General features: G+C 70.5%; 17 protein-coding genes. 7 read left to right on the top strand and 10 right to left on the bottom strand.

Features of this window, described 5'->3' with window-relative positions; genetic code table 11:
* Positions 1-42: 42 nt before the first annotated feature.
* From AT699_RS25090 to AT699_RS25065, 6 genes are all read left to right on the top strand, one after another.
* Positions 43-2,631, top strand: coding sequence for a TonB-dependent receptor (locus AT699_RS25090; RefSeq protein WP_024070225.1), 2,589 nt, complete (start codon positions 43-45; stop codon positions 2,629-2,631).
* 77 nt (positions 2,632-2,708) lie between these two features.
* The gene (locus tag AT699_RS25085) at positions 2,709-3,755 is read left to right on the top strand and encodes a hemin-degrading factor (protein ID WP_035182620.1); all 1,047 of its coding nucleotides are present in this window, start codon (positions 2,709-2,711) and stop codon (positions 3,753-3,755) included.
* Between the two features lie 10 nt (positions 3,756-3,765).
* Positions 3,766-4,599 (top strand): heme/hemin ABC transporter substrate-binding protein, encoded by an 834-nt coding sequence (locus tag AT699_RS25080; RefSeq protein WP_024070224.1) that lies wholly within the window; start codon positions 3,766-3,768, stop codon positions 4,597-4,599.
* The gene (locus tag AT699_RS25075) at positions 4,583-5,581 is read left to right on the top strand and encodes a FecCD family ABC transporter permease (RefSeq protein ID WP_006386721.1); all 999 of its coding nucleotides are present in this window, start codon (positions 4,583-4,585) and stop codon (positions 5,579-5,581) included. The genes AT699_RS25080 and AT699_RS25075 overlap by 17 nt, the downstream gene beginning before the upstream one ends.
* Entirely contained in the window at positions 5,578-6,366 is a 789-nt protein-coding gene (locus AT699_RS25070; RefSeq protein WP_026384620.1) for a heme ABC transporter ATP-binding protein, read from the top strand. Before AT699_RS25075 ends, AT699_RS25070 begins: the two co-directional genes overlap by 4 nt.
* Before the next feature lie 80 nt (positions 6,367-6,446).
* Positions 6,447-6,929, top strand: coding sequence for a YajQ family cyclic di-GMP-binding protein (locus AT699_RS25065; protein ID WP_006386723.1), 483 nt, complete (start codon positions 6,447-6,449; stop codon positions 6,927-6,929).
* Between the two features lie 606 nt (positions 6,930-7,535).
* Here the strand turns inward: AT699_RS25065 and AT699_RS25060 are convergent.
* Positions 7,536-8,984, bottom strand: a complete 1,449-nt coding sequence (locus AT699_RS25060; RefSeq protein ID WP_024070223.1) for an AlkA N-terminal domain-containing protein — start codon at positions 8,982-8,984, stop codon at positions 7,536-7,538.
* Positions 8,985-9,129: 145 nt separating this feature from the next.
* Between AT699_RS25060 and ogt the strand changes: the two genes are divergently transcribed.
* Positions 9,130-9,681, top strand: a complete 552-nt coding sequence (ogt, locus tag AT699_RS25055; RefSeq protein WP_024070222.1) for a methylated-DNA--[protein]-cysteine S-methyltransferase — start codon at positions 9,130-9,132, stop codon at positions 9,679-9,681.
* A gap of 62 nt (positions 9,682-9,743) precedes the next feature.
* Here the strand turns inward: ogt and AT699_RS25050 are convergent, their stop codons facing one another.
* The 9 genes from AT699_RS25050 to urtE form a co-directional block, all read right to left on the bottom strand.
* Positions 9,744-10,349: a phosphatase PAP2 family protein gene (locus AT699_RS25050; protein ID WP_024070221.1), complete on the bottom strand. Its 606-nt coding sequence runs from the start codon at positions 10,347-10,349 to the stop codon at positions 9,744-9,746.
* 92 nt (positions 10,350-10,441) lie between these two features.
* Positions 10,442-10,567, bottom strand: coding sequence for a hypothetical protein (locus AT699_RS32410; protein WP_255288692.1), 126 nt, complete (start codon positions 10,565-10,567; stop codon positions 10,442-10,444).
* A 70-nt stretch (positions 10,568-10,637) separates the two neighbouring features.
* On the bottom strand, positions 10,638-12,599 hold the full coding sequence (locus AT699_RS25045) for a sensor histidine kinase (RefSeq protein WP_165601163.1): 1,962 nt from the start codon (positions 12,597-12,599) through the stop codon (positions 10,638-10,640).
* Positions 12,509-13,192: a response regulator transcription factor gene (locus tag AT699_RS25040; RefSeq protein WP_026382335.1), complete on the bottom strand. Its 684-nt coding sequence runs from the start codon at positions 13,190-13,192 to the stop codon at positions 12,509-12,511. The genes AT699_RS25045 and AT699_RS25040 overlap by 91 nt, the downstream gene beginning before the upstream one ends.
* A gap of 107 nt (positions 13,193-13,299) precedes the next feature.
* Positions 13,300-13,728: an arsenate reductase (glutaredoxin) gene (gene arsC / locus AT699_RS25035; RefSeq protein WP_006386125.1), complete on the bottom strand. Its 429-nt coding sequence runs from the start codon at positions 13,726-13,728 to the stop codon at positions 13,300-13,302.
* 77 nt (positions 13,729-13,805) lie between these two features.
* Entirely contained in the window at positions 13,806-15,341 is a 1,536-nt protein-coding gene (locus tag AT699_RS25030) for a PepSY domain-containing protein (protein ID WP_058207476.1), read from the bottom strand.
* An 8-nt stretch (positions 15,342-15,349) separates the two neighbouring features.
* Entirely contained in the window at positions 15,350-17,551 is a 2,202-nt protein-coding gene (locus AT699_RS25025; protein ID WP_024070216.1) for a TonB-dependent receptor, read from the bottom strand.
* A gap of 141 nt (positions 17,552-17,692) precedes the next feature.
* Positions 17,693-18,091: a DUF2946 domain-containing protein gene (locus AT699_RS25020; RefSeq protein WP_024070215.1), complete on the bottom strand. Its 399-nt coding sequence runs from the start codon at positions 18,089-18,091 to the stop codon at positions 17,693-17,695.
* 25 nt (positions 18,092-18,116) lie between these two features.
* Positions 18,117-18,815: an urea ABC transporter ATP-binding subunit UrtE gene (gene urtE, locus AT699_RS25015; RefSeq protein ID WP_006386129.1), complete on the bottom strand. Its 699-nt coding sequence runs from the start codon at positions 18,813-18,815 to the stop codon at positions 18,117-18,119.

Here is an 18,815-nt window from a genome sequence, read left to right as displayed (position 1 = left end):
AGGCACACGAATGCCGATACCCGTTGGATCGAAAGGACGACCATGGCTCATTTCCCCGCCAGCCGCGTGCGCGGCTATCCCATCAACCGAGAGGCCCCATGCCGACTGACCCGCCTGACCCTGGCGTTGCGCCTTGCCACCGCGTTGGCCGCGCCGGCCGCCATGCTGTGGCCGGCCGCCGCCGCGCAGGCGCAGGCCGCGCCGGCGCAGCAGGCGCGCAGCTACCGCATCCCGGCCGGCCCGCTGGCCGAGAACCTGGCGCGCTTTGCCGACCATGCCGGCGTCACGGTGCTGTTCGACGCGACGCTGGTGGGCCAGCGCCGTGGCGCGGGCTTGAATGGGGAATACACCGTGGCTGACGGCTTTGCCCGCCTGCTGGCTGGCAGCGGCCTGGCCGCGCGCGAGCGCAGCCCCGGCGTATTCGTGTTGCAGGCCTTGCCGCAGCCGGGTGTCGCGCAACTCGCGCCGGTCACGGTCCAGGGCGAAGGCGCGGTGGCGGCGCCGGCATGGGAAACGCGCACCGACCGCAAGCGCATGGACGACCTGCAGATCAAGAACTGGAGCGACCTGGGCAAGCGCGCCGAACCCGGCGTGAGCTTCAACCGCCAGAACAACAGCATCAACATCCGCGGGCTCGACCAGGACCGCGTGCTGACGCGGGTCGATGGCATCCGGCTGCCCTGGCTCGACGACGGCGCCCGGGGCGTCAAGGGCGGCCTGGAGGCGGTGGACTTCAATACGCTGTCGCGCCTGGACGTCGTGCGTGGCGCCGACGCCGGCTCGGGCGGTTCGGGGGCCATTTCCGGACTGGCCGACCTGTACACGCTCAGCCCGGCCGACCTGCTGACCGACGGCAAGACCTTCGGCGCGCTGGCCAAGACCGACTACGACACCGCCGACAGCAGTTGGGGCGCCAACGCCGCGCTGGCCGGGCAGATCCATGACAACACCTTCTGGCTGGTGCAGGCGGGCGTGCGCAACGGCCACGCGCTCGACAACCGTGGCGACGTAGGCGGCTACGGCCCGCGCCGCAGCGAGCCGACGCCCGAAGACTACGACCAGCGCAGTTTCCTGCTCAAGCTGCAACAGCGCGTGGATGGCGGACATCGTTTCGGCCTGACCGGCGAGTACTTCAAGCGCAACGCCACCCAGGACAGCATGTTCGAGCAGGGCCCGGGCACCAGCTACCAGATCGGCGAGAACACCACCAAAAAGGAAACCGAGCGCGAGCGCGTGTCGTTCGACTATGCCTACAAGGCGCCGGGCGAGGGCGGCTGGATCGACAGCGCCACGGCGGTGGTGTACTGGCAACGCATGCAGCTCGACAGCGCGCTGGATGCGCAGCGGGTTGCCAGCCGTCCCAATAGCTTTCCAAGCGGCGCTTATGGCCGCAACAATTCCATCCGCCAGACCATGTTCGGCGCCAATGCAGAACTGTCCAAGCGTTTCGCCGGCGCCTCGGTGTCGCAAATATGGACGCTGGGAGCCGAGTGGTACGGCAACAAGACAGAGCAGAACTCCAGCGGTTACGACAATTGCCCGGCGATCCCTCCGGGCACGCCCAGGCCGCCGTTCCCCAGCACCTGCGACATGCTGCACACCAACCAGGCCGACGTGCCGCTGTCCAAGGGCAGCCAGTGGGCCTTGTGGGCCTCCGACGAATTCAGCTTCGCCGACGGCCGCTACACGGTCATGCCGGCGCTGCGCTACGACCATTACGAGCAGAAGCCCAAGTCCACCGAAAGCTACGCCAGCAACCGCAACGGCGGCGCGCTGCCGCCCGACAATGGCGGCGGGCGCTTCTCGCCCAAGCTGCTGGCCACCTGGAAGGCCGCGGACGAACTGAACCTGTACGCGCAGTACGCCTACGGCTTCAAGGCGCCCAGCGCGACGCAGCTCTACACCAACTACGGCGGCCCGGGCACCTACCTGCGGGTCGGCAACCCCTACCTGAAGCCGGAAACCAGCAAGGGCTGGGAACTGGGCGCCAAGCTGGGTTCCGATTCGCTGGGGGGCGCGTTATCGTTCTTCGATAACCGCTACCGGAACTTCATCGACAGCAACGTGCCGCTGGACGCCGGTTCGCCGCAATGGCAGGCGGGTTGGGCCGGGCAGTATCCGCTGGGCATCACCGGCAACGTCAACCGCGCCAAGGTGCGCATCTATGGCGCCGAGGCCAGCGCGCACTGGAAATTCTCGCCGGGCTGGCGCACCTGGGGCTCGCTGGCATGGGCCGTGGGCAAGGACGAGGGCACCGGCCAGTACCTGAATTCGGTGGCGCCGCTCAAGGCCGTGCTGGGCGTCGGCTATGGCCGCGACGCATGGGGCGTGGACGCGATGCTGACCACGGCCCTGCGTCGCAACAAGGCCGAGTATCCGGACGCTTCCGCCAAGGCGCCCAACCGTGATTTCCAGGCGCCTGGCTATGGCGTAGTGGACCTGATGGGCTACTGGCGCCCGGCCTCGGTGAAGGGCCTGCAGGTGCAGGCCGGCGTGTTCAACCTGTTCGACAAGAAGTACTGGGAAGCCATCAACGTGCCGACCGCAGGCGCCACGGCGCTGCCGCGGCCGGTGGACTGGTACACCGAACCGGGACGCAGCCTGCGCGTCTCACTGACGTATCAATACTGACCCGCGCTGCCGCCGCGCGTCAGCGGCGGCAGTCCCGATTTTCCATTCCGGCCGGAGGGCCCGCAATGAGCAACGAAGTGAAGCACCCCGATTTCGACACCCGCGCCGCCGAGCTGCGCGCCCGCAACGAAGCGCTGGCGGCGTCCAAGCCCGGCCTGCGCGCCCGCAACCTGGCCCAGGAACTCGGCGTGTCCGAGGCCGAATGGGTCGCCGCCGGCTGTGGCGGTGTCAAGGCAGTCGAACTGCATGGCCAGCCGCAGGAGATCTTCCGCGAACTGGGCACGCTGGGGCCGGTGATGGCCCTGACGCGCAACGACTGGTGCGTGCACGAACGCCATGGCGCCTACCTCGACATCCAGGCCGACGGCCCGGTCGGCCTGGTGCTGGGGCCGGACATCGACCTGCGGGTGTTCTTCTCGTGCTGGGCCTCCGCCTGGGCGGTCGAGCAGGACGGCCGCCACAGCCTGCAGTTCTTCGACGGCGCGGGCGTGGCGGTGCACAAGGTCTACCGCACCGAGGCCACCGATGCCGCCGCGTACGACGCGCTGGTGGCGAAGTTCGCGGGCGCCTCGCGCTGGCCCGACACCGCGCCTTATGCCGCCGCCACCGACGCGCCGAGCGTCGAGGACAGCGCCCAGTGGCGGCAGGCCTGGCTCGGCATGCAGGACACGCACGAGTTCTTCCCGCTGTTGCGCAAGTTCAAGGTGTCGCGCCTGGCGGCGCTGGCCGCGGCCGGCGAGGACCTGGCGCAGACGGTGCCGATGGAGTCGGTCGAACGCATGCTGGAGTCGGCGGCGGCCAGCGGCCTGTCGATCATGTGCTTCGTGGGCAACCGCGGCATGATCCAGATCCACACCGGCCCGGTGCACCAGTTGCGCCGCACCGGCCCCTGGTTCAACGTGCTGGATCCGACCTTCAACCTGCACCTGGACACCAGCGCCATCGCGTCGGCCTGGGTGGTGAACAAACCCACCAGCGATGGCTGGGTGACGTCGCTGGAGCTGTATTCGTCCAGCGGCGACCTGATCGCGCAGTTCTTTGGCGAGCGCAAGCCGGGCAAGCCGGAACTGACGGGTTGGCGTGAATTGATGTCGGGCCTGTGCCGCGTGCCGCTGGCCGCATGAGGATGATGCAATGAAGAAATGGCTGGCGGTGGCGGCGGGATGGATGCTGGTGGCGGCCGCGCAGGCGGCGCCGCCCGCGCGCGTGGTGACCCTGGGCGGAACCGTGACGGAAATCGTTTACGGCCTGGGGCAGGGCGAGCGGCTGGTCGGCGACGATCAGTCCAGCCTGTATCCGGAGGCAGCGACCCGTCTGCCGCGGGTCGGCTATTACCGCGCCGTGCCGGTCGAAGGCGTGCTGGCGCTCCAGCCCGACCTGGTGCTGGCGTCGGAGCAGGCCGGTCCGCCCGACGCGCTCAAGCGCCTGGGCGAAGTCGGCGTGCGGGTGGTGAGCGTGCCGGACGCGCCGTCGGTCGATTCGCTCAAGGCGCGCATCCGCGCCGTGGCGGCCGCGCTCGACGTGGCGCCGGCCGGCGAACAGATGGTGCGGGACGTGACAGGCGAACTGGCCAAGGCCGAAGCCATGCCGGCAACGCGCGCGCGGGCATTGCTGCTGATCAACCGCAGCGGCGCGCCGCAGGGCGCGGGGCGCGGCACCGCGGCGGCCGAGATCATGCGCCTGGCCGGCCTGGACAACGTGCTGGCGGGACAGCAGGGCTACAAGCCGCTGTCGCCCGAGGCCATCGGCGCGCTGGCGCCCGACCTGATCATCGTCACGCGTGAATCGCTGCAGGCCAGCGGCGGCCTGGAGGGCTTTGCGCGCCTGCCCGGCATCGCGGCGACGCAAGCCGCGGCGAAACAGCGCATCATCGTCATGGACGATCTGCTGATCCTGGGTCTGGGGCCGCGGCTGCCGCAGGCGCTGATCCAGCTCAAGCAGGAGGCGGCGCATGCCATGGCGCGCTAGGGCGCCGCTGGCATTGGCGCTGCTGGCCGCGGCGCTGGTGCTGGCGGTGCTGGCGGCCAGCGCCAGCGGCGCGGTGCCGATCCCGCTGCGTGAACTGCCGTCGTTGTTGTGGGGCGCGCCCACGCCTGAACAGGCGCTGTGGCGCAACGTGCTGATCGACATCCGCCTGCCGCGGGTATTGCTGGCGGTGGTGATGGGCGCGGGCCTGGCGATCTCCGGCGCGGCGTTGCAGGCGCTGTTCCGCAATCCGCTGGCCGAGCCGGGGCTGATCGGCATTTCCGCCGGCGCTTCGCTGGGCGCGGTCATCGCCATCGTCATGACGCACGGCGGCTTCTGGTACACCGCGCCGGGCGCCTTCATCGGCAGCCTGGTCGCGACGCTGTCGGCCTATGTGGTGGGACGGCGCGTGCCGGGCGTGGCCGGGCTGCTGCTGGCGGGGGTGGCCATCACGGCCATCGCCTTCAGCCTGATCGGGCTGTTCACGTTCATGGCGTCCGATGCGCAGCTGCGCGACCTGACCTTCTGGAACATGGGCAGCCTGGCCGGCGCCAGCTGGAAGCTGCTGGCGTTCCTGGGGCCATGGGTGCTGCTGCTGTCGTGCTGGCTGCTGCGCCAATGGCGCGTGATGAACGCGCTGCTGCTGGGCGAGCGCGAGGCCCAGCACCTGGGCTATTCGCTCAAGCAGGCGCGCGCCCGGCTGGTGCTGGCCTGCACCCTCATCGTCGGGCCGCTGGTGGCCGCCAGCGGCACCATCGTGTTCGTCGGCCTGGTGGTGCCGCACCTGGCGCGCATGACGCTGGGCGCCAACCACCGCCTGCTGCTGCCGGCCTGCCTGCTGGGCGGCGGGCTGGTGATGACGCTGGCGGACTGGCTGGCGCGGATCGTGGTGGTGCCGGCCGAACTGCCGATCGGCCTGGTGACCGGGCTGGTGGGCGGTCCCTTCTTCCTGTGGCTGCTGGCGCGCGGCCGGAGGCACGGTTGATGCTGGCCGCCGAGAACCTGACGCTGGCGCGCGACGGCAAGCGCATCCTGGACCGCGTCTCGCTGGCGATCCGGCCGGGCGAGGTGGTGGGCCTGCTGGGCAGCAACGGCGCCGGCAAATCGACCCTGCTGGGCGCATTGGCGGCCGAGCTGGAGGCCGATGGCGGCAGCCTGGCGCTGGACGGCCGCCCGCTGCGCGCGCTGCCGCCGCGCGCGCAGGCGCGCAAGCGCGCGGTGCTGCCGCAGAAGCCCGGGCTGACCTTCGACCTGGGCGTGCGCGAGGTGGTGGCGATGGGCGCGTATCCGTTTCCGGAGCTGTCGCCGGCCGAGGTCGATGACCTGGCGCGCCAGGCTCTGGAATGGGCCGACGTCAGCCACCTGGACGGCCGGCGCTATCCGCAGCTGTCGGGCGGCGAGCAGCAGCGGGTGCAATTCGCCCGGGTGCTGGTGCAATGCCGCGCGGCGCGCGTCCCGGGCGAGGCCCGCTACCTGCTGCTGGACGAACCGACCGCCAGCCTCGATCCCAGGCACCAGGCCGACCTGATGCGACGGGCAGCGCAACTGGCGCACGAAGGCAATACCGGCGTGCTGGTGATCCTGCACGACATGAACCTGGCGGCGCGCTGGTGCGACCGGCTACTGTTGCTGAGCGGCGGCCAGGCGATCGCGCAGGGCACGCCGGCGCAGGTGCTGACGCCGGCCAACCTGTATCTGGCGTACGGCATCCAGGCGCAGGTGATGCCGCATCCGTTGCAGCCGGACCGGTTGCTGGTGCTGATGGCTTGAGGGGGGCGAGCCCCGGTAAAATGGGGCAATCGCGGCGGCCGCGGCCGCCTTTTCTTCATCTACCGACAGGACCCAGTGTCATGCCTACTTTCGACGTCGTCTCCGAAGTCGACAAACACGAACTCACCAACGCCATCGACCAGGCCAACCGCGAGCTCGCCACCCGTTTCGATTTCAAGGGCACGGATGCCAAGTTCGAACTGGAAGGCTTCGTGGTGACGCAGGTGGCGTCGAGCGCGTTCCAGCTCAAGCAGATGCTGGACATCCTGCGCGGCCGGCTGTCGGCGCGCGGGATCGACGTGCGCTGCCTGGACGTGGCGGATCCGCTGGAGAACCTGGGCGGGGCGCGGCAGAAGATCACGGTGAAGCAGGGGATCGAGCAGCCGGTGGCCAAGAAGCTGATCGCGGCGATCAAGAACGCCAAGCTCAAGGTCGAAAGCCAGATCAACGGCGACAAGCTGCGGATCAGCGGCAAGAAGCGGGATGATCTGCAGACGGCGATTGCGTTGTTGAAGAAGACGGACGTGGATTTGCCGTTGCAGTTCGAGAATTTTCGGGACTGATCTTTTTTTGCGGCCGGAGGGGCGTAGGCCGCCCGTTGCGCGGGGCGCCTGGGGGGAGGGCGCCCACGATTGCGGTCCGGAGCGTTCGCTCCGGACTGCCCCGTTGTCATCTTCGTCACAGCCTGCGGCTGCTCCTTCAGATTCCCTCGGGCGCATCGAGGTTGCCCACCCCCCAGGCACCCCGCGCAACGGGCTACCGGCGTCTGGGTTTGCGGCGCTGTCAGGTCAGTGGGGGTGCGCAGGGGCTTGCGTCGCCCGCAAAGACCGGCCGCCCTGCGCGGCCGGTCTTTGCATACGTGGGGTGTTGCGTCGAGGCGGTGTGCGCTGCGCGCTTGCGTAGCAGGATCGTGCTGAACGGATTTTCTTGAGGTTGGGGGCTTGGCCTTGTTTCCGGGGGCCGTGAAACGCCGTCGTTGGGTGCGTCGCGCTGGCGATGGCGCGGCTGCTCCAGTCGCCTTGCTGAGTCTGCATTTGATGCGCTTCGCGTCATTGCTTCGCGGTTCGGTGTTTCCCTTTCCTTTCGATTTCATCTCTTGGCGTTGTCTGCGGACCCCTACGGGCTGCGGGCTGGCTTCTTCCCACATTGCGTAACGCCATCCGACTTCCTCAATATTCCGCCCACAAGTGCTGGGCCGCATAGGCGCGCCAGGGGCGCCAGGCTTCGGCGCGGGCCAGGAGCTGGGCGGGGGTGTATTGGCGGTTTTCCAGTTTTTCCAGGGCGCGGATCAGGCCGATGTCGGAGGCGGGGAAGGCGTCGGGTTCGCGTAGCTGGCGCAGGGCGATGTATTGGGCGGTCCATTCGCCGACGCCGCGCAGGGTGCGAAGGCGGGTGACGGCGTTGTCGAGGCAGTCGGCGGTGTCGAACAGGCGGGGGTCGGCCAGGGCCGCGGCGGCGACGGCGGAGAGGGTGGCGGCGCGCGTGCGGGGCATGCCGAGCGGGGCGAGGTCGGCGGGGGCGACGGCGGCCGGCGTCGGGAACAGGTGGGTCAGGTCGCCGTCGGGCTGGTCCAGGGGCTGGCCGTAAGCGGCGACGAGTTTGCCGGCGAGCTTGATGGCGGCGCCGACGGTGATCTGCTGGCCGAGGACGGCGCGCAGGGCGAGTTCGAAGCCATCCCAGGCGCCGGGCACGCGCAGGCCGGGACGGGCGGCGGTGAGGGCGGCCATGACGGGGTCGTGGGCCAGTTGCGCGGCGAGCGCGGCGGGGTCGCTGGCCAGGTCGAAGACGCGGCGCAGGCGCGCGATGATGGTGGGCAGGGCATGCAGCTGGGGGAAGCGGACGGTGGCTCGCAGCGCGTTGCCCGGGCCGGGTTCGACCCGCACGGTGCCCTGGCCGCCGTCCAGGCCGATGGTGCGCGTGTAGCTGTCGTCCGTGACCCGTTCGATGCCGGGGATGGCGCGCACGCGCAGGAAGTCCAGCATGGCGGGCCAGTCGTAGGGCGGGCGGTAGCGCAGCAGCAGCTTGATTTCGCCCTGCGGGCCGGCCGGGACATCGGGCTTGCCGGAGCGCCGCAGTTCGCCCGGGGCGCGGCCGAACAGGGCCAGGAAGATCTCGTTGAAGCGGCGGATGCTGCCGAAGCCGGCGGCAAACGCGATCTCGGCCATGGGCAGGCGGGTTTCGTGGATCAGCTGCTTGGCCAGCAACACGCGCCGGGTCTGCGCCACGGCCACGGGCGAAGCCCCCAGGTGCTGGCGGAACTGGCGCCGCAACTGGCGTTCGCCGACGCCCAGGCGCGCGGCCAGGGCGTCGACGCCGGCGTCGTCGAGCGCGCCGAGTTCGATCAGGCCGAGGGCGCGCGCGACGCCGTCGGGCAGGTCGCGGCCGCGGCCGGCGGCGGGCGCGGTTTCGGGCCGGCAGCGCAGGCAGGGATGGAAACCCGCTTCCTGGGCGGCGGCCGCCGTCGGGTAGAAGACAACATTGCGCGACAGCGGCGTGCGCGCCGGGCAGACCGGGCGGCAATAGATGCGCGTGGTCTTGACGGCGGTGAAGAAGCGGCCGTCGTAACGGGCGTCGCGCACGCGGATGGCGCTGTAGCAGGCGTCGTGGTCGAGGTTCATGCGATCCATGCTAGCGCTGGAAGCGGCCTGGATCTAGCGGTTTTCGGACACTGTTGTCCGGCTTGCTGTGATGTCCGGAATCCGCCAGCGCCGGCGCCGCGTCCGGCCTATATTGGACGCGTCAATACCGAAGCCGGAGCCCGCCATGCCTGTCCAGATTTTCCAATTCGAACGCGTCGCCACGCCCCTCGGGCAGATGCTGGTCCTGACCGACGCGCAGGAATGCCTGCGCGCGGTCGACTGGCACGACTACGAACCCCGCATGCATGCCTTGCTGCGGCGCCAGTATGGCAAGGGCGCGGTGCAGTTGCGCGATGCCGCGCGCGCCTCGGTCGCGAGCCGCCAGCTGCAGGCCTATTTCGAGGGCGAGGTGGATGCGATCGACCGGTTGAAGGTGGCGTCCGGCGGCACCGATTTCCAGCGCAGTGTGTGGCGGGCGTTGCGCGAGATCGCGGCGGGCGAGACCGTCAGCTATGGCGCCCTGGCCACGCGCATCGGCCGGGCTTCGGCGGTGCGCGCGGTGGGCATGGCCAACGGCGCCAACCCCATCGGCATCGTGGTGCCCTGCCACCGGGTGATCGGCGCCAATGCGTCGCTGACCGGCTACGGCGGCGGGCTGCATCGCAAGCGCTGGCTGCTGGAACACGAAGGCCACTGGCGCGCCACCCGGGGCGCGCCGGTGGCGCGGGCCGCCTGAGGCGGCCGCACCGGCAAGGAATGCCCGCGTCGCGTCGACGCGCGCGGCGCGCGGTGTGGCCGTCAGGCGCGGATCCAGCCGCGCGCGATGGGCAGCGCCAGCAGCTTGCGGTAGATGGCCTGCAGCACGGCCGTCAGCGGCTCGCCGACGCGGCGCCAGACCGGCACGGCCAGCCCGGCGGCCACGGGCGCCAGCAGCAGGCCGCCGGCGATGTCCAGCGGAAAGTGCACGCCCAGGTAGACGCGCGACAGGCCGACCACGGCCGCCAGCAACAGTAAAGCATAACCCCAGCCGGCCCAGCGCCGGTCGAAGATCAGCGTGAACGCCAGCGTGGCGATGATGATGGTGTGGTTGCTGGGAAAGGACGCGGTGGCCTTGTGCGCGAAGAACGCGTGGCCCAGCCCCAGCACGAACGGCCGCGCATGCGGCCACAGCGCGCCGCACAGGTAGCTGATGCAGAGCGCGGCGCCGATGCCGGCCAGCGCCTTGAGCGCGACGTCACGCTGGGCCTGGCCGCCCCACAGCCACAGCCCCGCGAGCGCGGCCGGCACCAGCAGGATCAGCCGGTTGGCGACGAACAGGGCCGCCTGGATGTGCCAGGCCGGGCTGGCCGGGTCGGCGTTGATCAAGAGAAACAGGGACTGATTGATAGGTTCCAGGAAATCCATGACGCGTCATTTTGATGAAATATTCTCGACTGGCGCGATGGTAGTCGGGTTTGCCGTCAATTCCCTTGCAAAATGCGCCTGGATCCGCGGATTTACTTCTGGATGCGAATGTCGTTTTCCTTGGCATTCACCGGCTTGCACAGAAAGAGCATGCAGTCCGGCGCATCCAGTCCGGACCGTGCCAGCCGCAGCAGCGGTCGCGCCAACTTCACTGGCACGGCGCGCTCCGTGGCACGCCGGGCAACCCCGCATTAGATCGGCCCCGGGCGGCCTTGGGTATCCCTGAAATCAGGTAATCGCGGTCGCTGGCGGCAGCGCCAGGCGGGCGAGCAGCCGCGTGCGGCCAGGCGCCGAGGCGATGTCCAGCGTGCCGCCGACCCGGGCGATGCGGGTGGCCATGCTGCGCACGCCGACGCTCAGATTGGCGGCGCGCACGGCGTCCACGTCGAAGCCGACACCGTCGTCCTCGATCTCCAGCAGCAGTTCGCCGGGCGCGGGCTGGCGCAGCGCCACGCCGACGCGCCGGGCGCGGCTGTGCTTGACCACATTGGTCAGCGCCTCTTCGATCAGCCGCGTCAGCGCCAGGCACTGCAGCGCGGAGGGCGCGCCGTTCCAGGCTTGCGGAACCTCCCAGCGCACCGCCAGGTCCAGTTCGTCGAACAGCTGGGTGTAGCGGTGGCGCAGCGGCGCGATCCAGGCGCGCGGCGTGGCGGGCGGCGTCATGTCGGCGCTGGCGCCGTTGTCGATGGTCTGCCGCAGGTCATTGCGCAGCAGGTTCAGCATGGACAGCACCTGCCGGTTCCGCAGCGGCTCGCCGGCCTGTTCGACCGCCGCCGTCATGCGCACCAGCGAGCCGCCCAGGCCGTCGTGCAGGTCGCGGGCGATTTCCAGGCGGTCCTGCAGCCGGCTGTTGGCCAGCGCCAGTTCATGTTCGCGCGCCAGCGTGGTGGCCAGTTCGGCGCGCGCGCGTTCGACCGAGATTTCCAGTTCCTGGTTGAAGCGCTCGATGCGCCGCACGCCGCGCGCGTGGCGCAGGCCCAGCACGGCCGACATGCCGACCAGCACCGCCATGCTGGTGTAGGGAATGTAGGAACGGCCGCCGTCGATGAGCTTGAGGATCAGCAGCAGGTCGTGCAGGGCGGCGCCCAGGAAGATCACCAGGCAGGCGGCAAGCAGCATCTGCTCGCGATCGCGGCTGCGCACGGCGTGGATGGTGCATTGCAGGCAGTTCAGAAAGAACAGCGCCGCCACCGTCAGCACGATGGTGCGCTGCATGGCCGCCACGGCCGTATCGGGCACGCCGATGGCGGCGGCCAGCATCGCGGCGACCGCGACCCATAGCGCTTTCTCCAGGCGCGGCCAGGACTGCCCGCCGAAGCGCCAGGTGAACAGGCAAAAGCAGGCGATGTGCAGGGTCAGCGCGACCGTATTGGCGCGCGCCGCCATCAGCGTGGTGCCGAACGGCCAGGGGCTGAGCGCCAGCACGTTGGCGCAGAACAGCACCCAGAACAGCGCGGTCAGGGCGTACCAGCCGTGGCTCGACTGCCGCGGCTGCATGACCCACAGGAGGAAGAACAGCGCGCCCAGGGTGGCCGAGATCACCAGGTTGACCAGGAACAGCGTGCGGTTGCGCCACCAGCGCAAGTCGTGTTCGCGCGCCAGCGCTTGCGGCTCGCCCAGGTAGACCGGGCCGAGGCCAGGGGTCTGGCCGGCCACGCCGGCCACGCGTATCCAGACGGTGTTGGCGCCGTCGCGCAGCGACGATTCGGGCAGGCGCCAGTAGCGCGGCATGTTCCAGCTGCGCGACAGGGGTTCGACCTGGCTGGCGTCGCGCCACAGCAGGTCGTCGTTCAGGTAGATCTCGCCGGCCATGACGATGGATTCGACCGCCAGCGCGGCCTGGCCGGCCGGCTTGCCGCCGCAGCCATGGCGCCAGTCGATGCGGTACCAGACGAAACCGGTATGGCCGGGCCAGCGGCTTTCCCAGTTGTCCGGCAGCGCGACCGACCGCCAGGCGGCGCCGTCCGCGGGGCGTTCGCCGCCGGGGCCGGCCAGGGCCGCGCGCACCCCGGTCACCTGCGCCACGCAGTCCGCGGGAAAACTCTGGGCCAGGGCCGGCGCGGCCAGCAGCGCCAGCCAGGCCAGCAGCGCCAGCCACGTCAGTCGAGCAAGCCGCGCGAGCGCGCCGTGTGGATCGCGCGGGTGCGCGAGGAGACGGCGAGCTTGCGGTAGATGTGCTTGATGTGGCATTCGACGGTGTAGCGCGACAGGTGCAGTTGCTCGGCGATCTCGCGGTTGCCCAGGCCCTCGGCCACCAGGCGCAGGATCTGGCCTTCGCGCGGGCTGAGCGTTTCGCCCGCGTCGGCCGTGGCGGGCAGGGAGGGCGCGGGACGCATTTCCTCGATGATGCGGCGGGCGACGAACGGATCGATGGGCGCGCCGCCGCGCAGCACGCTGCGCAGCGACAGCAGCACTTCCAGGTCGTCGCGTTCCTTGAGCACGTAGCCGGTGGCGCCGGCGCGCAGCGCGGCCAGGATGGCGTCTTCGGTGCTCCAGGCCGAGATGACCAGGATCGCCAGCGCCGGATCGGCGGCGCGCAGTTCAGCGATCAGGTCGATGCCATTGCCGTCGGGCAGGCCCAGGTCGACCAGCGCCAGCGCGACCGATTCGTCGGCGGCGCGGCGCCGCGCCTCGGCCAGCGAGGCCGCGAACAGCAGCGCATCGGCCGGGTAGCCCAATTGCCCCAGCAGCCGTTCCAGCCGGCGGCAGACCAGCGGTTCGTCTTCCACCACCAGGACCGGGGCGGGCAGGACAAGCGCGGGGGCGGGGGGCAGGTCGGTCATGGCGGCGGGCAGGGAAGCCGCGGGCAAATTCGCCCGCATGCCATTTTGCTGGCCGGCTGCCGGCTTGGCTATCCCTGAAACTGGGGATGGGGCCTGCGGCGGCGCGCTCACTTGGCGATGCGCTTGCCCTGCGCGTCGATCACCGCTTCGCCGTCTTCCTTGGTGAAGGCGCCTTGCTGCGGCGCGGGCAGGATGTCCAGCACCAGTTCGGACGGGCGGCACAGGCGCGCGCCCAGTGGCGTGCTGACGAAGGGGCGGTTCAGCAGGATGGGGTGGGCCTCGATGGCGTCCAGCAGGGCCTCGTCGCTCAGCGTGGTGTCATCCAGGCCGAGTTCGGCGTAGGGCGTGCCCTTCTCGCGCAGCGCGTCGCGCACGGTGATGCCGGCGCGCTTGAACAGCGCCTTGAGCTGTGCGCGCGAAGGCGGCGTCTCCAGGTACAGGACGACCTGCGGTTCGATGCCGGCGTTGCGGATCATGGCCAGCGTGTTGCGCGAAGTGCCGCACTTGGGGTTGTGGTAGATGGTGACGTCGGACATGGGCTTTCCTTGCGGTATTGCGGGGACAAGGAGGGAGCATAGTGCATTCCAGCCCCATCCCCGCGGCCATGGCGGCGTCAGGCGCGCAGCTTGCGGCCCAGCCGGCGCCAGCCGATCACAACGCCGGTCAGGCTCAGCGCCGCGCCGCCCAGGCTGAGGAACACCAGCAGGATGTCCCACAGCGGCCGGCGCGCCAGCAGGCCGGTCCAGTCCCAGCTGTGCAGGAAGGCGAACAACCAGCGGCTGGCGCGGTTGCGGCGGTCCTGCCGGCCCAGCACCTGGCCGGTGCGCGGATCCAGGTAGACCCAGCTGGCCTGCGGGTCGTCAAACACCAGGCGCCACGCCGGCAACGGCTTCTCGATGTGGCCGAGCATGGCGTGTTCGTCGCGGCCGTAGTAATAAAAATCGTAGCGGTCCAGCACCTGCACGTCGGCCAGGGCCGCGCCGGGCACCAGGCGGGCGGCGGCGGCGCGCAGGGCGGCGGGGTCGAGCGTGACGGGGCGGGCGTCGGCGGCCGCCAGCAGCCGCGGCGCGCCCGGGCCGCTGCGGGCCAGCACCAGGTCCTGGCCGTCCACGCGTTGCCAGCGCAGTTCGCGCGGCGCCGCCGGCAGGGCGCGGATCAGCGCGGCGGGCGGCGCCTGCGGCGCGTCGGCGGCATAGGGGCCGCCGGCGTAGGCCTGTTGCGCCAAGGGCGGCGCGCCGCTGCTGAACAGCTTCCACGGATTCATCGACATCAATCCGCTGAAGATCCAGGTGATGGTGATGCCGGCGAACAGCAGGCCCGCCAGGTGATGCCAGCGCATCATGTTCTCGCGGTAGGGCGAACGGCTGCCGCTGGCGTACGGGCGCGAGAAGCGCCAGCGCAGGATGCCGACCACCGTGCCGGTCAGCGCCAGGGCCACGCCGGCCACCGACAGCCAGACGACGATGTCGTGCCACCACGGATCGAAGGCGTTGCCGCGAAACGGATACAGCCAGTGGATCCAGGCGCCCGCGTAGTTCCACAGCCGTTCGCGGCGGGTGGCGTCCAGCACCACCTCGCCGGTGGCGGACGAGACGTACAGCCGCGTGCGCGCCGGATCGTCCATGTCGATGCGGTGCAGGGGCCGGTGCGGGTCGAGCGCGCCGGAATGGGTGTAGACGTCCTCGTCCACCTCGCCCTGGTAGTGCGCGGCGTAGCGGCCGTCGAACCAGGCCGCGGCGCTGGCGCCGGCGACGGCGGCATCGGCGCGCGGCAGCAATGCGCCGCTGGCGGCATCCACCACCTTGGGCGCGCGGCCGCGGCCGGCCGGCACCAGGTAGACCGGCGCGCCGCCGCGCAGCGCGGCCAGGCCCAGGCCCGTCATGTCGCTGGCGCCGGCGGCGGCCAAGGCCTGCGCCGGCGTGGCGGCAACGCGCGCCGGATCGAGCGGCGCGACGTGCGTCATGCGTTCGAGCGGGGTGAGCTTGGGATAGCCCACGTACATCATCACCACGCCCGAAATGAACCACATGGCGAAGAACAGGCACAGCACGATGCCGGCCCAGCGGTGCGTGAGGTACAGCCAGCGCTTGGCGCGGGTGGACCACGGCACGGGCGCGGGCCGGCGGCGGGGGGAGGGGATTGCGCTCATGATCGTTCTCAGTATCGCGCCTGCAGCGTCAGTTCGAACGAGCGCGGCGCGCCCAGGTAGAACATCGGCGTGCCGGTGACGTTGGCCGCGTACACCTTGTCGGTCAGGTTGCGGACCCGGCCGGTGAGGGTGAAATGGCGGTCGATGCGATGCGACAGCGCCGCGTCGAACACGGTGTACGACGGCGCCCAGACGGTGTTGGCGGCATCGGCATAGGCGCGGCCGACGTAGCGCGCGGCGACGCTGGCGTTCCAGTCCGGCAGGAAGGCGTAGTCGATCCAGGCGTTGGCCACGCGCCGCGGCGTGTTGGTCGGCACGTTGCCATTGCGCGATACGCGTACGCCGCCGACGGTTTCCGAGAAGTCGTCGTACTGCGGGTCGACGAAGGCCACGTTGGCCTGCAGCGACAGGGTGCGCGTCAGCCGCAGGCCGCCGGCCAGTTCCAGCCCGCGCGCCGACTGCTGCCCCACCGGGATGCTGACCGCCGGATTGTTGGCGTCGGGGGCCGAGATGTTCTTGCGCTTGATCTCGTAGGCGGCGATGGTGGCCGAGCCGCGGCCGTCCCAGAACTCGAACTTGCCGCCGACCTCCTTCTGCGTGCCGGTGGTCAGCTTGTCGTTGTTGAGCACGTCGGCGAACGACGCGGTGGCCATGATGCCGGACGGCGGATCGGCGGCCGTGGCGTATTGCGCGTACAGCGACGCCTGCGGCGTGATGGCCCAGTTCAGCGCCAGCCGGCCGGTGGTGGGCGAATAGCTGCGCGAGGCCGACGCCGGCGCGGCGGCCGTGACCGCGCGGCGGTTGGTCAGGTCCAGGTCGATGAAGTCCTTGCGCAGGGCCGACACGATGGCCACGCCGGGCAGCACCTCGGTGCGGTTTTCCAGCGTGAACGCGAGGGTGCGGACGCGGTTGTCGCGATCCGGATTGTGGCCGCGCGTCATGCCGGGAATGTCGTAGAAATAGCCCGGCTGGAAATCATACGGATCGACCGCGTCCACCGTGGCCGGCAGGCTGGTCGGATAGCGGGTCTGCCTGTTCACGCTCAGGTCGGCGCCGAATGACCAACTGGTGGGCAGGCCGGCCAGCGTCGATTCGACCAGTCCCTCGACGCGGTTGCCGACCAGGCTCTGCTCATGGCGCTGCAGCAGCGCGGCCGAGCGCAGCACGCGGCTGTTGCCGGCGTTGTAGCGGTAGGTTTCCAGGTTGCGGAAATCGCGCTCGGCGCGGTAGTAGTAGAGCGTGTTCTTGAACGTCACGCCCGGCGCGGCGCGCCATTCCGTCAGCGAACGGGCCCACAGCACCGACTGCTCGTACAGGCCGTCGTCGACGTTGTAGTTCTTGAAACGCGTGCCGCCGCGGATGTGGCCCTCGCCGCTCACCTTGCCGTTCGCGCCGACCGTCAACGGCGTGCCCCAGTAGGGGCGGTCGACGCGCTCGCGCTGGTACTCGAAGGCCCAGGTCTGGGTGAGGTCGTCGCCCAGGTCGGACAGCAGCGACGCCGCCACCTGGGTGGCGTTCGACCGTTCACCGTCGACCCAGCCGTTGCTGGCGGTGGTGTTGGCGTCGATGCGCAGGTAATGGCCGCGGCCGCCGGGCGACCCGGCCAGTTGCTGGTTGATGCCGGCCGATGCCTGGCGCGTGTCGAACGAACCCAGGCGCAACTGGCCTTCGTAGAAGGTGTCGCGTTCGGGCAGCTTGGTGACGTAGTTGATGGCGCCGCCGACGGCGCCGGCGCCGAACAGGAAGGTCGAGGGGCCGCCGATGGCCTCGACCCGGTCGTAGATCCAGCTGTCGATCGGCCGCGCCGCCGCCGAGTCGTACTGCACCGAGATGCCGTTGAACAACTGCGACACCTGCCCGCCGCTGAAGCCGCGGTAGCTGACGGCGCCGGCCATGCCGGGGGGCGAGGCGTTGTTCACGCCCGGGATGCCGCGGGCGATGTCCTGGGTGTTGAGGGCGCCGCGCGCCTCGATCTGCTGGCGCGAGATGACGGTGACGGAGGCCGGCGTGTCCTTGATCCGCAGGCCAAGGCGGCTGCCGGTGCCGTCGATGCGTTCCAGGTTGATCGGGCCGTTGGGGCGGTCCTCGGCGTTGTCGCCTTCGACCACGGTGGGCGCCAGCGTCTCGATGGCGGGCTCGGTCGTCAGCGCGAGCGCCGGATTGGCGGCGCAGGCGCCGGCCAGCAGGGATACTGCGTAGGTTCTTTTCATGGTCCACGCCGGCGGGGCCGGCCTGCGCGCCCGCGATGGCGCCGCGCTAGCAGGCGGCACCGGGATGCGGACGAGGGTTCTGCGGGAATCGCCGCCGGTCGGCGGCGACGAATGCTCGGGCGGAAGCGGCGCGTGCGCCGATCAGGCCGCGGGCGGGGCGCGCGGCTGGGCCGCGCGCCAGGCGTGGAGGGGGTGCGAGGCGCGGTAGAACAGCGCCGGGTAGGTGACGCCGCCGCTGGCGGGCGCCGGCAGCACGGTCAGGGGAGCGGGAGGGAGGCCGAGGTCGGCCTGGGGGTTGCGGCAGAACGGGCAGTGGTTGCTGTCGCCGTGGTGGGCGGCGTGGTCGCCGGCCCCGTCATCGCTTTGCACCTCGATGGTCAGGGACGATTGGCCCTCGGGGGCGCAGTAGTCCACGCTGACCTGGCGGCTGGCATTGGGCAGGTGATTGCCATGCGCCAGCGACGGAACCAGCGACGCCCACAGGATCGCGATCAGCGCGATCCAGGCGTAGCCGCGGTTCAGGAAGTGGGCGAGGTGCATGACGGCGCATTATATCCAAGCCTTTTCAGACGGAAAGATGGCGCCGCACGTCCTCGCCGTCGATGGCGGCGCGGTCGCCGCTGGCCACCACCTCGCCGCGCGACAGCACCACGAAGCGGTCGGCCAGCTCGCGGGCGAAATCGAAGTACTGTTCGCACAGCAGGATGGCGATGTCGCCGCGCTGGCGCAGCATGTGGATGACGCGGCCGATGTCCTTGATGATGGACGGCTGGATGCCCTCGGTGGGTTCGTCCAGGATGATCAGCTTGGGCTCGGCCACCAGCGCGCGGGCGATCGCCAGCTGTTGCTGCTGGCCGCCGGACAGGTCGCCGCCGCGCCGCGCCAGCATGCTCTTGAGCACCGGGAACAGCTCGAACACTTCCTCCTTGATGCGGCGCGCGCGCGCCGCCGGCTTGGTGGCCATGCCCATCAGGATGTTTTCCTCGACCGTGAGCCGGGCGAAGATGTCGCGGCCCTGCGGCACGTAGGCCATGCCGCGCGCGGCGCGCTGGTGCGGCGCCAGGCGGGTGACGTCGGCGCCGTCGAAATCGATGGCGCCGCGCGCCACCGGCAGCACGCCCATCACGCACTTGAGCAGGGTGGTCTTGCCGACGCCATTGCGGCCCAGCAGCGCCAGGCATTCGCCTTGGTTCACGGCCAGCGACACGCCGCGCAGGGTATGGCTGCCGCCGTAGTACTGGTCGATGGTGTTCACGTTCAGCAT

This window comes from Achromobacter xylosoxidans (genome assembly GCF_001457475.1).
Lineage (GTDB): Bacteria > Pseudomonadota > Gammaproteobacteria > Burkholderiales > Burkholderiaceae_B > Achromobacter > Achromobacter xylosoxidans.
Note: the sequence above shows the minus strand (reverse complement) of the source record. Positions and strands in the feature narration are given on the sequence as shown.

Coding starts and splice junctions, on each gene's coding strand:
- AT699_RS25090 (WP_024070225.1), top strand. CDS start 43: ATGGCTCATTTCCCCGCCAGCCGCGTGCGCGGCTATCCCATCAACCGA.
- AT699_RS25080 (WP_024070224.1), top strand. CDS start 3,766: ATGAAGAAATGGCTGGCGGTGGCGGCGGGATGGATGCTGGTGGCGGCC.
- AT699_RS25075 (WP_006386721.1), top strand. CDS start 4,583: ATGCCATGGCGCGCTAGGGCGCCGCTGGCATTGGCGCTGCTGGCCGCG.
- AT699_RS25065 (WP_006386723.1), top strand. CDS start 6,447: ATGCCTACTTTCGACGTCGTCTCCGAAGTCGACAAACACGAACTCACC.
- AT699_RS25060 (WP_024070223.1), bottom strand. CDS start 8,984: ATGAACCTCGACCACGACGCCTGCTACAGCGCCATCCGCGTGCGCGAC.
- ogt (WP_024070222.1), top strand. CDS start 9,130: ATGCCTGTCCAGATTTTCCAATTCGAACGCGTCGCCACGCCCCTCGGG.
- AT699_RS25050 (WP_024070221.1), bottom strand. CDS start 10,349: ATGGATTTCCTGGAACCTATCAATCAGTCCCTGTTTCTCTTGATCAAC.
- AT699_RS25045 (WP_165601163.1), bottom strand. CDS start 12,599: ATGCCACATCAAGCACATCTACCGCAAGCTCGCCGTCTCCTCGCGCAC.
- AT699_RS25040 (WP_026382335.1), bottom strand. CDS start 13,192: ATGACCGACCTGCCCCCCGCCCCCGCGCTTGTCCTGCCCGCCCCGGTC.
- arsC (WP_006386125.1), bottom strand. CDS start 13,728: ATGTCCGACGTCACCATCTACCACAACCCCAAGTGCGGCACTTCGCGC.
- AT699_RS25030 (WP_058207476.1), bottom strand. CDS start 15,341: ATGAGCGCAATCCCCTCCCCCCGCCGCCGGCCCGCGCCCGTGCCGTGG.
- AT699_RS25025 (WP_024070216.1), bottom strand. CDS start 17,551: ATGAAAAGAACCTACGCAGTATCCCTGCTGGCCGGCGCCTGCGCCGCC.
- AT699_RS25020 (WP_024070215.1), bottom strand. CDS start 18,091: ATGCACCTCGCCCACTTCCTGAACCGCGGCTACGCCTGGATCGCGCTG.
- urtE (WP_006386129.1), bottom strand. CDS start 18,815: ATGCTGAACGTGAACACCATCGACCAGTACTACGGCGGCAGCCATACC.